We start from the raw sequence: 14,329 nt of genomic DNA, 5'->3' as shown, positions 1-14,329 counted from the left end.
GTCGGACAGCCGCCGAGAGGTGCGCCGCTCAGGTGGAGGCGACGGCGCCGGTCGCGAGCAGGATCAGCACGAGGCTGCCGAGCGCGATCCGGTAGATGACGAACACCGTGTAGGTGTGGTGGGCGATGAACCGCAGCAGCCACGCCACGGCGACGTAGGCGACGACGAAGCTGGTCAGCGTGGCGACGAGCGTCGCCGTCCAGCCGACGCCGTTGGCGATCTCGTCGAACTTGGTCACGGTCTGCAGGATCGTCGCGCCGGTCAGCGCCGGGATCGACAGGAAGAACGCCATCTTGGTCGCGGCCACGCGGTCCAGCCCGCGCAGCAGGCCGGCCGACATCGTCGCGCCCGAGCGGGAGATGCCGGGGATCACCGCGAGGCACTGCGCGACGCCGATGATCAGCGTGTCACGCCAGGTGACGTCCTCCTCGGAGCGCTCCTGCGTGGCGGTGCGGTCGGCGAACAGCATCACGAAGCTGAACCCGATCAGCGCGCTGCCGACGAACCACAGGTTGCGCAGCGTCGTCTCGATCGTGTCCTGGAAGAGCAGGCCGACGATGCCGATCGGGATCGAGCCGAGCACGAGCGCCCAGGCGAAGCGGTAGTCGGCCGTGCCGCGCTGGTCCGGGGTGAGCACGCCGCGCACCAGGGCGGTCAGGAACCGCCACAGGTCCTTGCGGAAGAACAGCAGCGTCGCCAGCACGGCTCCGCTCTGGATGATCGCCGTGAAGGCGGTGATGTCGGGGTCGTCGATCTGGTGGCCGAGCAGCTTCTCGAGCACGGTCAGATGGCCGGTGCTGGAGATCGGCAGGAACTCGGTCAGGCCTTCGACGGCGCCGAGCAGGATGGCTTCGAGCACGTTCATCGGGCGGCCCGATCCTAGAAGGGCGCCTCGGACACCCGCTGAGATGGCGTGGCCCGAGTCCGTGGTTCGGGCGCCGCGGTCGATGACCAGGGGGTGAAGAGTGCGCGGAGTCGATTCCTGGTGGGGCTGGCGGCCCTGGTCGCGGCGTGCGTGCCGGCGGCCACGGCGGACGCGGCGATCGACCCGCAGCGCCTGGAGGCGCTCGACCGCCAGGGCGCGACCGAGATCGTCGTGCGGCGCGAGCCCGGCCTCAGCGCCGCGCAGCGCGCCGACGTGCGCGCGGACGCCGACGTGGAGCTCGAGCGCCGCACCGCGATCACCGACACCGAGCTCGTCACCGCCGAGCCGGGCGAGCTGGCCGAGGCCGTCGCCGCGCTCAACCGCGACCCCGACGTGGTCTACGCGGAGCCAGTGACGGTCATGACCGCGCAGACCGCCGACCCGTACTTCACGTCGCTGTGGGGCCTGGAGAACACCGGCCAGCGCATGTACGTGCCCAACGGCGGCGGCGCCTACTACCCGTCCGGCACCGCGGACGCCGACATGGACGTCCCGGAGGCGTGGAGCAAGGCCACCGGCGCGGGTGTCACGGTCGGCATCGTCGACACGGGCGTGCTCGCGACCAACCCGGACCTCGCCAATCAGCTGATCACCAACCCGGCGGACCCGATCAACGGCGTCGACGACGACGGCAACGGCTATGTCGACGACTGGCGCGGCTGGGACTTCGTCACCGCCAACCCCGGGCTCCAGGTCACCGAGGGCGACGCCGAGCCCGGCCCCGACAACGATCCGCAGGACAACCACGGCCACGGCACGCACGTCGCCGGCACCGTCGCGGCGCAGGCCGACAACAACGCGGGCATCACCGGCGTCGCGTACGGCGCGAAGATCATGCCGCTGCGGGCGCTCGGCGCGTCCGGCCGCGGGTCGAGCCTCGCGATCGCGGAGGCCTTCGACTACGCGGGCAAGATGGGCGTGCGCATCGTCAACGCCAGCCTCGGCGGGCCCGGCCTGGACCAGACGCAGCTCGCGGCGGTCAACGCGCACCCGAACACGCTGTACGTGATCGCGGCCGGCAACGACAACATCAACAACGACGTCACGCCGTACGGCCCGTGCGCGCTGCCGGCAGCCAACATCCTCTGCGTCGGCGCGACCGACGTCGACGACCGCAAGGCGTCGTTCTCCAACTACGGCGCGCAGAGCGTGGACGTGTTCGCGCCCGGCACCGCGATCCTCTCGACCTACATCGGGCCGGAGTACTCCTACCTGCAGGGCACGTCGATGGCGAGCCCGAACACGGCGGGCGTCGCCGCGCTCGTGCTGTCGGCGCGGCCCGGCCTGAGCGCACTCGACATCAAGAGCGCGATCATGGGCTCCGTCGACGCGAAGGCCGACCTGACCGGTCGCTCGGTCACCGGCGGCCGCGTGAACGCCGACCGCGCGCTGGCCGGCACCCTCGGCGGCGCGCCCGCGAACGGCTCCCCGCCGATCATCTCCGGCACCACGCGCCAGGGCGCGACGCTGAGCACCTCCACGGGCTACTGGGACCCGGCGGGCACGTCCTACAGCTACGTCTGGCAGCGCTCCAACGACTCGGGCGCGAGCTGGACGTCGATCCCGGGCGCGACCGCCTCCACCTACATCCCCGGCCAGTCCGACATCGGCGCGACGCTGCGCGTGACCGTGATGGCCACCAACCCCTTCGGCGTCTCCAGCGCGACCTCGGCGGCCGTCGGCCCGATCACCTCCGGCGTGCCGGTCAACATCGTGCGCCCGACGATCACCGGCGTGTTGCGTCGCGGCCAGACGCTGTCCACCAGCGCGGGCTGGAGCCCGGGCGGCACGACCTACGCGCACCAGTGGGAGCGCTCCGCCGACGGCGGCGTGACCTGGATTCCGATCGGCACGAGCAACGCCAGCTACACGCTGACCACGGCCGAGCGCAACACGATCGTGCGCGTCACGACCACCGCGATCAACGCCTTCGGGCAGACGCCGGCGACGAGCGACCCGACGACGGTCATCGTCTCCGACCCGCCGGTCAACACGTCCGCGCCGACCCTGTCCGGCACGACCCGGCGCACGTTCGAGCTGACCGCGACGACGGGCGGCTGGGACGGCTCGAGCAACGACTACGCGTACGAGTGGCAGCGTGAGGACGCGGGCGGCAACACGTGGTCGCCGATCCCCGGCGCGACGCTGAACACCTACCGGCTCACCCAGGACGACGAGGGCGTGCGCGTGCGCGTGCTCGTGAAGGTCACCAACCCGGACGGCACCGCCTCCGAGGCGAGCGATCCCACCGAGCTGCCCGTGTCCCCGTTCCCGCCCGCGAACACGAGCGCGCCCACGATCAGCGGCACGCCGCAGCGCGGCAAGACCCTGAGCGCCACGCGCGGCGCGTGGACCGGGCCGGACAACATGTACAGCTACCAGTGGCAGCGCGACTTCGGCGAGGGCTACGTCGACATCGCCGGGGCCGTCGGCGCGGCGTACACGCTGGTCGCCGCCGACGTCGACGCGCTCGTGCGCGTGGTCGTCACCGCCAGCAACCCGGACGGGACGATCGTCGAGGCCAGCGCGGCGACGCCGCCGGTGCTCGCCGCGGGTCCGCTCAACCAGGCGGCGCCGACCGTCACGGGCACCGTGCAGCGCGGCCTGATGCTGACGGGCCTGCCCGGCACCTGGAGCGGCGCCAACAACGCGTACGCCTACCGCTGGCAGTCGTCCGCCGACGGCACGACCTGGAACGACATCCCCGGCGCGATCGCCAGCTCCTACGGGATCGTCGCCGGCGACGTCGGGCGCTACCTGCGCCTGCAGGTGACGGTCACCAACCCCGACGGCACGGGCCGCGCGTACAGCACCGCGACCGTGCGCGTGCTCGGCGCGCCGGCCGTCAACACCGTCGCGCCCGCGATCACCGGCAACGTGCAGCGCGCCTCCGTGCTGTCGGCCACGCGCGGCACCTGGAGCGGCAACGGCAACGCGTACACGTACCAGTGGCAGCGCGACGGGGTGAACATCCTCGACGCGACCGCCACGGCCTACACGCCGACCGTCGACGACGTCGGCAAGCAGCTGCGCGTGGTCGTGACCGCCACCAACCCCGAGGGCAGCGCGACCGCGTCCAGCTCGCCCACGATCGCGGTCCCAAGCTCGCTGCCGGCCAACAACGCGCGCCCGGTCGTCACCGGTACGGCGTCCCGCGGCTCCCAGCTGAGCGGGACCACCGGCAGCTGGACCGGCATCGGCAACCTTCCGAGCTTCCAGTGGCAGTCGTCGCTGGACGGCGTGACCTGGACCTCGATCCAGGGCGCGACGGCCTCCTCGCGCGTGCTCGCCACGAGCGACGTCGGCCGCTACATCCGTCTGCTCGTGACCATGACCAACCCGGAGGGAGCGACCACCGCCTCGAGCGTCCAGACCGCGCAGGTCGTCGCCACGCCGCCGACGAACACCGCGCGCCCCGTGGTCACCGGCACGGTCCAGCGCGCGCAGACGCTGGTCGGCACGCTCGGCACGTGGACCGGCAACGACAACGTCTACGACTACCTGTGGCAGCGCTCGAGCGACGGCACGACCTGGACGGCGATCCAGGGCGCGACCCGCCCGGCGTACGACCTCACCGTCGCGGACGTCGGCATGCAGGTGCGGCTGCTGATCACCGCCTCCAACCCGGACGGCGTGACGAACGCGGCGAGCGTCGCGACGGCCGCGGTCCCGAGCGCGGCGCCGGCCAACACCGTCCGCCCGACGGTCACCGGTACGGCCAAGCGCGGCCAGACGCTCACCGGCGCCACCGGCACGTGGACGGGCATCGGCAACGTGACCGAGCGCCAGTGGCAGCGCTCGACCGACGCCGGCGCTTCGTGGCAGGACATCCTGGGCGCGACCGGCGCGACCTACGCGCTGTCCGCCGCCGACGTCGGCGCGACCCTGCGGCTGTTCGTGACCGTCACCAACCCCGAAGGCAGCGCGGTCCAGACGAGCCTCGCGACCGCGACCGTGGTCAGTGACGGCCCGGTCAGCACGAGCGCCCCGGCGATCTCCGGCACCGCGCGCCGCGGCTCGGTCCTCACCGCGACCGCCGGCACGTGGGGCGGCGCGACCAACGCGATCACCTACCAGTGGCAGCGCTCGAGCGACGGCGTGACGTGGACCGCGATCGCCGGCGCCGACCGCGCCGACTACGAGCTCGCGGGCGCCGACGTCGGCTTCACCGTGCGCGTGCTCGTCACCGCCACCAACCCCGACGGCTCCTCCAACCGCGCGAGCGCCGCCAGCGCGACCGTCGTCGCCTCGCCGCCCGTGAACGTCGTCAACCCGACCGCGACCGGCGCCGCCGTGCGCGCGACCACGCTGAGCGCCTCGACCGGCAGCTGGACGGGCACCGGCAACAACTACGCGATGCAGTGGCAGCGCGACCCGGGCACCGGCTTCGTCGACATCCAGGGCGCGACCGGCATGGCCTACACGCTGACCGTCGCGGACGTCGGCTCGCGGATCCGCGTGCGCGTGACCGCCAGCAACGCCGACGCGACCGTCTCCGCCGTCAGCATCGGCTCGGCCGTCGTGCTGGCCGGCCCGCCGCTCTCGCAGGTCGCGCCGACGCTCTCCGGCACCCCGAAGCGCGCCTACACCCTGACGTCGACGCCCGGCCAGTGGCTCGGGATCGAGAACGACTACGCGTACCAGTGGCAGCGCCGCGCCACCGTGTCGGACCCGTGGACGAACATCGCGGGCGCGACCGGCACCGCCTACCAGCTCGACTCGGCCGACATCGGCGCGCAGGTGCGACTGGTGATCACGGCGTCCAACGCGGACGGCAGCGCCGCCGCGGCCACCGCCCCGACCGCGGTCGTCACCGCCTCGCCGCCGCTCAACATCGCGCTCCCGACCGTCATCGGCATCATGAAGGTCGGCTACGAGCTGACCGCGTCACGCGGCAACTGGATGCCGAGCGGGCCGGCCGTCGAGTACGCCTGGCAGCGCGACGGCGTGGACATCCCGGGCGCCACGGGCGTCAACTACACCGTGCAGACCGCCGACATCGGCACGCAGGTGCGCCTGAAGGTCACGGCGACCAACGTCGACGGGCGCGTGAGCGCGGTGTCGGCCGCCGGCTCGGTCGTGCCCACGCCGCCCGCGAACACCGTCGCGCCGCCGATCCCGACCGGCACCGCGCGTGAGGGCTCCTCGCTCACGGGCCAGCCGGGCACCTGGAACGCGCCCGGCGCGACCTACACCTACTCGTGGTACCGCTGCGCGGCCACCGCGACCGACCTGACCGACGCCAGCTGCGAGCGCGTCGCCTCCGGCTCGGTCTACCCGCTCGGCCTCTCCGACGTCGGCAAGCGCATCGGCGTGCGGGTCGCGGCCTCCAGCCCGTCCGGGGACACTGTCGCCGATGGCGCGCTGTCGTCCGTGGTCGGCGGGCTCGCGCTCGCCAACACCGTGGCGCCGTCGGTCACCGGCAACGCGTACGTGGGGGAGGTCCTGACGGGCGATCCCGGCCGCTACACGTTCCCGAACTCCGAGGTCACCTTCGACTGGCAGCGCTGCGCCGCCGACGGCGTGACCGGCTGCGTGTCCGTGGGTGACGGTGAGAACCGCTACCGCGCGGTCGCCGCCGACGCCGGCCAGACGATCGTGCTCGTGGTCACCGCCGGCTGGAACACCCAGTACGTGACCGCCCGCAGCACGCCGGTGCCCGTGCTCGCCCGGCCTCTGCCGGTGGCGTCCGCGCCGCCGGCCGTGAGCGGGGTCACCAAGCGCGGCCAGACGCTCACCGCCGCGCCGGGCACGTGGTCCAACAGCCCGACCGGCTACGTCTACCAGTGGCTGCGCTGCTCGGGCGCGGACTGCTCGCCGATCGCCAGCGCGATCAACGACCGCTACCTGCTGACCCCGGCCGACATCGACTCCACGATCGCCGTCGAAGTCATCGCGCGCAACCAGTGGGGGACGGGCACGGCCCGCTCCGCCCAGAGCGCCGCCGTGGTCGCCGGGCCGCCCGTGAACCTGCAGGTGCCGGTGATCTCCAGCTCGAGCCCGATCATCCAGCAGGGCGCGACGCTCAGCGTCGGCGGCTACGTCTGGGACGCCACGTCGGACACGGTCTACAGCCTCTCGTGGGAGCGCTGCGACAGCAACGGCTGCACGCCGATCGCGGGCGCGACCGGTGACCGCTACCTGCTCGTCGCCGCGGACGTCGGCTTCAAGATCGTCGCGGTCAGCACGGCCGCGAACGTCGACGGCACGGTCAGCGCCCGGTCGGCCGAGACGGTCACCACGACCCTCGCCGGCCCGCGCTGGAAGACGCTCCCGACGATCACGGGTGCCTCGCCCAAGGTCGGCGACGACGTGACGATCACCCCCGGCACCTGGAGCGGCCCGCCGGTCGTCACCGACGTCACCGAGCTGATGCGCTGCACCAACGTCTGCGTCTCCCGCGGCACCGCTTCTCCCTACACGATCGCCACGGGCGACCTCGGCGCGATCCTGCGCGTGCGGGAGACGGCCTCGAACGTGGGCGGCACGACGATCGTGTGGTCGGCGCGCTACGTCGGCCCGGTCGTCTCGAGCTCGTCCGGCTCGCTGACGCTGTCGACGCGCGAGGCGCCGGTGCGCAACGCCGACGGCTCCACGTTGGCGTTCGCCCGCCTGTCGGGTGGCGCGAGCGCCGCCGCCGCGAAGCCCAAGGCCGCCTCCGGTCCGAAGGTCGCGCTGCGCCGGCCCGGCAAGGTCAAGGGCAAGCTCGTGGCCTGGGCGTGCCCGGTGTCCAACGACCCGGGCGCGACCCCGGCGCCGTGCAGCGCCAAGATGACCCTGAAGAAGAAGGCGACGCTGAAGCTCCCGGCCGGCACGACGGGCAAGGTGCGCGTGGTCGTGGTGAAGTCGCGCTGACATCCTTCGGCGCGTGGACCGTCCACATCCGCGCTTCGCCCGCCTGTACCCACGGGCCGCGGCCCGCGCCGACGCCCGCGGCGCGGCTGAGCACCGCCGACGGCTCGTCGCGGGCCTGAGCGGCCGCGTCGTCGAGATCGGGGCCGGGCACGGCGCCAACTTCGCGCACTACCCGGGCACCGTCACGGAGGTCGTCGCGCTCGAGCCGGAGCCGACCCTCCGCGCCCTCGCCGAGCAGGCGGCGGTGCGCGCGCCGGTGCGGGTCGCGGTCCGGCCGGGCGTGGCGGAGGCGCTGCCCTTCGCCGACGGCGAGCTCGACGCGGCGGTCGTCAGCCTCGTCCTGTGCACGGTCCCCGACCAGACTCGCGCACTCGCCGAGATCCGGCGCGTGCTCAAGCCCGGCGGGGAGTTGCGCTTCTACGAGCACGTCGTCCCGAAGCGCGGGGTCAAGCGCGCGTTGATCCGGCTCGCCGACCGCTCCGGCGCGTGGCCCGCGCTCGCCGGTGGCTGCCACCCCGCGCGGGACACCGGCGCCGCGATCACCGCCGCCGGGTTCACGCTCGAGGCCTGCGAGCGGATCGAGTTCAGCGCCGCGTCGATCGAGCCGACGATCCCGTACCTGCTCGGCACGGCGCGTAGTGGACCGGCCAGTCCGTGGTAGCTTGGCGTCAACCCCGCGGGCACCTGCGCATCGGATGCCGGGGTTCGCGGGTAGCTCCCGCGCCGTGCACGAACCGACGATCATCTCGCCGCCCGCTGAGCTGGACGTCGCGACCGTGGACGCGTTCCGCGACTCGCTCGGCGTCGCGGTGCGCACGAACGGCGCGCGTGTGGTGATCGACCTGAGCGAGGTCGGGTTCATCGACTCGACCGCGCTCGCCGCGATCATCGAGGCCAACCGTCAGCTCCGCCACGAGCAGCGGCAGCTGGCGATCGTCGCGCCGCGCGGCACCGCGGCGGCGGTGCTGCTGACCCTGTCAGGGCTCCGCTCGGCGCTCGCGGTCTACGACTCGCGCAGCGCCGCGCTCCGCGACGGCCGCGCCTGAGCCCGCTCCGCCTCGGCCTTCACCGCGCGTAGGACCTGGCCGCGCAGCAGGGCGGCGAACGGCGCGATCAGCGGCCACGCAAGCGCGAACCGGCGCCCGCCGCGCGCTTCCGTCCGGCTGACCAGCAGTGTGTGCCCGGCGCCGAACGGCTGGGCGTCGATCGTCCACCGGACCTCCGCGTCTCCGGCCGGCCAGCGCAGGCCGAGCACGACGGGGTGCTCGGCGAGCAACCGCCACGGGCTGCCGGGCGCCAGCAGGTCGCGCAGCGTGGCCGACCGGGCGGTCCGCGGCGGGGCGGGCGCGCGCCGCGCCCAGGCCCGCAGGCGATCCGGCCACAACGCCATCGCGCTCAGGGCTCGGGCGAGCGGGGTGCTCAGGAGGTCCGCGGACCAGACCGCGCCGGTGGTCGCTTGCGGTGTCGCGCGGACCAGGACGTGTTGGACGGTCTCCATTGCACCCGAGCGTACGGTCGTCGCGAACGGTCGGCATCCGGCGTCGAGCGTGCGAGCGTTGCGGGTTTTCCGCAGCCTGAACCGCGCTTGTCCCGGACGGCGCGACGCCCGATCGCGTCGATCCTGGACGCATGCCCACCAGCGTCCTGATCGCCGGCGGCGGCCCCGCCGCCGTCGAAGCCGCACTCGCCCTCGGCCGCCTCGCCGGCGACCGTGTGGCGGTGACCCTCCTCGCGCCCGAGGCGGACCTCACGTACCGGCCGCTGAGCGTGCTGTCGCCGTTCGCGGCCGGGGGCGCGACCACGTACTCGCTGGACCGGATCGCCGCGGACGTCGGCTTCACGCACCTGCGCGGGCGGCTGGCGAGCGTCGATCCCGTCGCGCACGAGGTGACGACGGTGGCGGGCTCGCGCCTGAGCTACGACGCGTTGCTGATCGCGTCGGGCGCGCGTCCGGTCGAGCCGTTCGCCGCCGCGACCGCGTTCACCGGCTCCAAGACCGCCCAGGAGCGCCTGCACGGCATCGTCCAGGACATCGAGGAGGGCTACCTGAAGCGGATCGCGTTCGTCGTCCCGCCCGGCACCACGTGGCCGCTGCCGCTGTACGAGCTGGCGTTGATGCTCGCCGAGCGCGCGTTCCAGATGGGCGTGGACGCCCAGATCCACCTCGTCACGCCCGAGGCCGGGCCGCTCGATCTGTTCGGCGAGGACGCGTCGACCGAGCTGTCGTTCCTGCTCGCGCAGGCCGGGATCATGCTGCACGCCGGCGTCGAGGCGGAGATCGTGGCGCCGGGCCGTGTGCGCGCCGGTGAGACGCTGCTCGACGTCGAGCGGATCGTCTCCGCGCCCCGGCTCGAAGGGCCCAAGCTCCCGGGCCTCCCGGCCGACCCGGCCGGCTTCCTGCCCACGGACGCGCACTCGCGCGTGCTCGGCGCGCCCGACGTCTACGCGGCCGGGGACGTGACCGACTACCCGGTCAAACAGGGCGGGATCGCCTGCCAGCAGGCCGACGCCGCCGCGGCCGAGATCGCCGCCCGCGCCGGAGCGCCCGTCACGCCCGAGCCGTTCACGCCGGTCCTGCGCGGGATGCTCCTGACCGAGCGCTGGGCACGGTACATGCGCAGCGGCGAGGTCGCCGGCCGCGCGCTGTGGTGGCCGCCGGCCAAGATCGCCGGCCGTGAGCTCGCGGGCTACGTCGAAGGCCTCGACGCCGCCGACGGTCGCCCGGCCGGCACGCCCGTCAACGTCCCGCTCGGCACCGGCACGGACGCCATCGAGGTCCTCGGTAGGGTCTGACGCCTTGTGAGTCTCGCCGTTCTGCGCAGGCGCGAGTTCGCCCTGCTGCTGAGCGGCCAGGCGATGTCCGGACTGGGCGACCGCATGGTCGCCGTGGCGCTGGCCTTCGCGGTGCTGGAGATCGGCGGCTCGGTCTCCGCCGTCGGGCTCGTGCTCGCCGCGGGGATGATCCCGCTGGTCGGCTGCGTGCTCGTGGGCGGCGTGGTCGCCGACCGCGCTTCGCGGCGGACGGTGATGGTGCTCGCCGACCTGGTGCGGGTCGCGAGCCAGGGGGCGATGGCGGCGCTGCTGATCGGCGGCGTCGCCGAGGTGTGGATGCTCGCGCTCCTGGCCGCGGTGAGCGGCGCGGCCACCGGCTTCTTCAGCCCCGCGTCGACCGGCCTGCTCCCGGAAGTCGTGCCGGAGAAGGAGCTGCAGCCCGCCAACGCGCTGCGCTCGTCCGTCCTGTCCGTCGGCGAGATCCTCGGGCCGGTCGCGGCGGGCGTGCTCATCGCCGTGGCCGGCGCGGGCTGGGCGGTGGCGGCGGACGCGGCGACGTTCGCGGTGAGCGCGGCCTGCCTCATGCTGCTGCGGCTGCCGAAGCGAGTGGCCGCCGTCGCGGCGAGCTCCTTCCTCACCGACCTGCGCGAGGGTTGGGACGCGTTCCGCTCACGCCGCTGGGTGTGGACCTTCGTCGCCTACTTCGCGGTCGGCAACGTGCTCTGGGGCGCGTGGCTCGTGCTCGGGCCGATCGTCGCGCGTGACGACCTCGGCGGCGCCGCCGCCTGGGGCACGGTCCTGGCGGCGGCGGGGATCGGGACGCTCGTCGGCAGCCTGATCGCGACCCAGGTCGAGCCGCGGCGCCCGCTGCTGTTCGCCGCGATCGCGGACGCGCTGTTCGCGTTGCCGCTCGCGTGCCTGGCGGCGAGCCCGTCGGTCGTGGTGGTCGCCGCCGGCGCCCTCCTGTCCTCGATCGGGGTGACCGTCGCCGCCTCGGTCTGGCAGTCCACGCTCCAGCGTCAAATCCCGCGCGAGTCGCTCTCCCGCGTGAGCTCCTACGACTGGTTCGGCTCGCTCGTGTTCTCGTCGTTCGGCGTCGCCCTGTGGGGACCGATCGCCGGTCTGCTCGGGGTCGGCACCGCGCTGTGGCTGGCCTTCGGGCTCGCGCTCGTCGTGATCCTCGGCCTGCTCAGCGTGCCCGACATCAGGGCGTTGGCGAGCTGACCCGCGCGCGCTCTTCGATCAGCGCCACGTCGCGGACGGCGCCGCGGTCGGCGGACGTCGCCATCGCCGCGTAGGCGCGCAGCGCGGGGGAGACCACGCGCTCACGTCCGACCGGCAGGTAGCCCGTCGTCGCCTCCAGCGCCTCGCGCCGCTCGGCCAGCTCGGCGTCGGTCACGGCGAGCGCGATCGTGCGGTTCGGGATGTCGATGTCGATCGTGTCGCCCTCCTCGACGAGCGCGATCGCGCCGCCGGCCGCCGCCTCGGGGGAGACGTGACCGATCGAGAGGCCGGAAGTCCCGCCGGAGAACCGCCCGTCGGTGATCAGCGCGCACTCCTTTCCGAGGCCACGGCCCTTCAGGTAGGACGTCGGGTAGAGCATCTCCTGCATGCCCGGCCCGCCCTTCGGCCCTTCGTAGCGGATCACGATCACGTCGCCCGCGTTCACGCCGCCGCTGAGGATGAGCTCGACCGCCGCGTCCTGGGACTCGACGACCCGCGCCGGGCCGGAGAACTTCAGGATCGACTCGTCGACGCCCGCGGTCTTCACGACGCACCCGTCGAGCGCGATGTTCCCGTAGAGGATCGCGAGCCCGCCGTCCTTTGAGTGCGCGTGCTCGACGTCGCGGATGCAGCCGTCCGCCGCGTCGGTGTCCAGCGTCTCCCAGCGCTCGGACTGTGAGAACGCCTGCGCGCTGCGCTTGCAGCCGGGCGCCGCGTGGAAGAGCTCGATCGCCTCGGCGGTCGCGGTGCCGCCGCGGATGTCCCACTCGGCGAGCCAGCGCTCGAACGTCGAGTGGACCGTGTGGACGTTCGTGTGCAGCAGGTTCGCCCGGTGCAGCTCGCCGAGGATCGCGGGGATGCCGCCGGCGCGGTGGCAGTCCTCCATCAGGTAGGTGCCGTTCGGCGCGAGCTTGCTCAGGCACGGCACGCGGCGTGAGATCTCGTCGATGTCCTGCATCGTGAACTCGAGCTCGGCCTCCTGCGCGGCCGCCAGCAGGTGCAGCACGGTGTTGGTCGAGCCGCCCATGGCGACGTCGAGCGTCATCGCGTTCTCGAACGCCTCCCGCGTGGCGACGTTGCGCGGGAGCACGGAGACGTCGTCGCCGTCGTAGTAGCGGTTCGTGATGTCGACGACCGCACGGCCAGCGGCGCGGTACAGGTCGGCCCGCGCGGTGTGCGTCGCCAGCACCGAGCCGTTCCCGGGCAGCGCGAGCCCGAGCGCCTCGGTCAGGCAGTTCATCGAGTTCGCGGTGAACATTCCCGAGCACGAGCCGCACGTCGGGCACGCCGACTCCTCGATGATCGCGATGTCCTCGTCGGACACCTGATCGGCCACGGCGTCGGAGATCGCGGTGATGAGGTTCACGCGCGTGCGCACCGTGCCGTCGACCAGGACGGCCGTGCCGCCCTCCATCGGGCCGCCGGACACGAACACCGTCGGGATGTTCAGCCGCAGCGCCGCGTTGAGCATCCCGGGCGTGATCTTGTCGCAGTTGGAGATGCAGATCAGCGCGTCCGCGCAGTGCGCGTTGACCATGTACTCGACGCTGTCGGCGATCAGGTCCCGCGACGGCAGCGAGTACAGCATCCCGCCGTGCCCCATCGCGATCCCGTCGTCCACCGCGATCGTGTTGAACTCGCGCGGGATCCCGCCCGCCTCGATGACCGCCTCCGCGACGATCTCGCCCACCGGCTTCAGGTGCGTGTGCCCCGGCACGAACTGCGTGTAGCTGTTGGCTACCGCGATGATCGGCTTGCGCCCGAGGTCGTCCTTCTCCACACCCGCGGCGCGCAGAAGCGCGCGGGCGCCGGCCATGTTGCGGCCGTGGGTCACGGTGCGGGAACGAAGCGCGGGCATGTCGGTAAGGTAGCGGAATGGCCATTCCGGTGTGGGCCGAGTTGAGCGGCGAAGAGAAGGTGGCGCGCACGTTGGCGGCCGCGGACTCGCTCTTCGCGCGCGACGGGCTGGACGTGGCCATGCCCGTCCTGGCCGCCGCCGTCGGAGCGGGCGTGGGGAGCATCTACCGCCAGGTGGGGGCGAAGGAGGACGTGATCGCGGCGCTGGTGATCGTCCGCGCTTCGCGCTTGGTCGAGCGGTTCACGGCGGCGTTGGACTCGCCTGACGCGTGGGACGCGTTGGAGCGGGCGACGTATGAGACCGCCGAGGAAGGAGCCACGGATTTCCTCTCACAGTCGGCTTGGGATGACGCCGCGGAGCGCCGCGCGGACGTGGCCGCGGCGCGTGAGGCTGCGACTCGCGCGTTGCGCGACCTCGTGGAGCGGGCTCGGCCGGTGTTGCGGGAGGATGCTTCGCACGAGGATCTGCGGCTTGTCTTCAAATCCACGCGCGAGGCGGGGGCGCTCGATCCTGGTGGCGCTCGGCGCTTAGCTCAGTTGGTTCTTCGGGGCATGCGGCGCTGAACAACGGCCATCGAGGGGGGAAGGGAGCGCGGGTGCCAACCGCGCGCCCAGGCTCAGCGCCTCTCGGGCTCCGCGCGGCACGGTCGGGTTGGTGTGCAGGCCTACCGTCAAGTTACGGTCATCGAAGATCGT

At 73.3% G+C, this 14,329-nt stretch carries 9 protein-coding genes; 6 read left to right on the top strand and 3 right to left on the bottom strand.

Translation table 11 applies throughout. The features are described 5' to 3' along the window. Positions 1-28: 28 nt before the first annotated feature. Positions 29-865 carry an undecaprenyl-diphosphate phosphatase gene (locus OJ997_RS16400; protein WP_270026246.1) on the bottom strand — a complete coding sequence of 279 codons (837 nt, stop codon included), beginning with the start codon at positions 863-865 and terminating at the stop codon, positions 29-31. A 120-nt stretch (positions 866-985) separates the two neighbouring features. Here OJ997_RS16400 and OJ997_RS16395 point away from each other — a divergent pair, with 120 nt between their 5' ends. From OJ997_RS16395 to OJ997_RS16385, 3 genes are all read left to right on the top strand, one after another. Next, positions 986-7,780 (top strand): S8 family serine peptidase, encoded by a 6,795-nt coding sequence (locus OJ997_RS16395; RefSeq protein ID WP_270026245.1) that lies wholly within the window; start codon positions 986-988, stop codon positions 7,778-7,780. A 13-nt stretch (positions 7,781-7,793) separates the two neighbouring features. Beyond that, positions 7,794-8,441: a class I SAM-dependent methyltransferase gene (locus tag OJ997_RS16390; protein WP_270026244.1), complete on the top strand. Its 648-nt coding sequence runs from the start codon at positions 7,794-7,796 to the stop codon at positions 8,439-8,441. Positions 8,442-8,505: 64 nt separating this feature from the next. Beyond that, complete coding sequence (locus OJ997_RS16385; protein ID WP_270026243.1) at positions 8,506-8,826, top strand: STAS domain-containing protein; 321 nt, start codon at positions 8,506-8,508, stop codon at positions 8,824-8,826. Here OJ997_RS16385 and OJ997_RS16380 read toward each other — a convergent pair. Then, positions 8,784-9,278, bottom strand: coding sequence for a hypothetical protein (locus OJ997_RS16380; RefSeq protein WP_270026242.1), 495 nt, complete (start codon positions 9,276-9,278; stop codon positions 8,784-8,786). The two genes, OJ997_RS16385 and OJ997_RS16380, sit on opposite strands and share 43 nt — an antisense overlap. A gap of 131 nt (positions 9,279-9,409) precedes the next feature. On the opposite strand from OJ997_RS16380, the gene OJ997_RS16375 reads away from it, so the two are divergent. Continuing rightward, positions 9,410-10,573: an FAD-dependent oxidoreductase gene (locus tag OJ997_RS16375; RefSeq protein WP_270026241.1), complete on the top strand. Its 1,164-nt coding sequence runs from the start codon at positions 9,410-9,412 to the stop codon at positions 10,571-10,573. Between the two features lie 6 nt (positions 10,574-10,579). After that, positions 10,580-11,776, top strand: a complete 1,197-nt coding sequence (locus OJ997_RS16370; RefSeq protein WP_270026240.1) for an MFS transporter — start codon at positions 10,580-10,582, stop codon at positions 11,774-11,776. Here the strand turns inward: OJ997_RS16370 and ilvD are convergent. Further along, positions 11,757-13,634, bottom strand: coding sequence for a dihydroxy-acid dehydratase (gene ilvD / locus OJ997_RS16365; protein ID WP_270026239.1), 1,878 nt, complete (start codon positions 13,632-13,634; stop codon positions 11,757-11,759). The two genes, OJ997_RS16370 and ilvD, sit on opposite strands and share 20 nt — an antisense overlap. 17 nt (positions 13,635-13,651) lie before the next feature. On the opposite strand from ilvD, the gene OJ997_RS16360 reads away from it, so the two are divergent. Continuing rightward, positions 13,652-14,197 carry a TetR/AcrR family transcriptional regulator gene (locus OJ997_RS16360; protein WP_270026238.1) on the top strand — a complete coding sequence of 182 codons (546 nt, stop codon included), beginning with the start codon at positions 13,652-13,654 and terminating at the stop codon, positions 14,195-14,197. Positions 14,198-14,329 lie beyond the last annotated feature (132 nt).

This window comes from Solirubrobacter phytolaccae, assembly GCF_027587195.1.
GTDB classification, from domain to species: domain Bacteria; phylum Actinomycetota; class Thermoleophilia; order Solirubrobacterales; family Solirubrobacteraceae; genus Solirubrobacter; species Solirubrobacter phytolaccae.
Note: the sequence above shows the minus strand (reverse complement) of the source record. Positions and strands in the feature narration are given on the sequence as shown.

Coding starts and splice junctions, on each gene's coding strand:
- OJ997_RS16400 (WP_270026246.1), bottom strand. CDS start 865: ATGAACGTGCTCGAAGCCATCCTGCTCGGCGCCGTCGAAGGCCTGACC.
- OJ997_RS16380 (WP_270026242.1), bottom strand. CDS start 9,278: ATGGAGACCGTCCAACACGTCCTGGTCCGCGCGACACCGCAAGCGACC.
- OJ997_RS16375 (WP_270026241.1), top strand. CDS start 9,410: ATGCCCACCAGCGTCCTGATCGCCGGCGGCGGCCCCGCCGCCGTCGAA.
- ilvD (WP_270026239.1), bottom strand. CDS start 13,634: ATGCCCGCGCTTCGTTCCCGCACCGTGACCCACGGCCGCAACATGGCC.
- OJ997_RS16360 (WP_270026238.1), top strand. CDS start 13,652: ATGGCCATTCCGGTGTGGGCCGAGTTGAGCGGCGAAGAGAAGGTGGCG.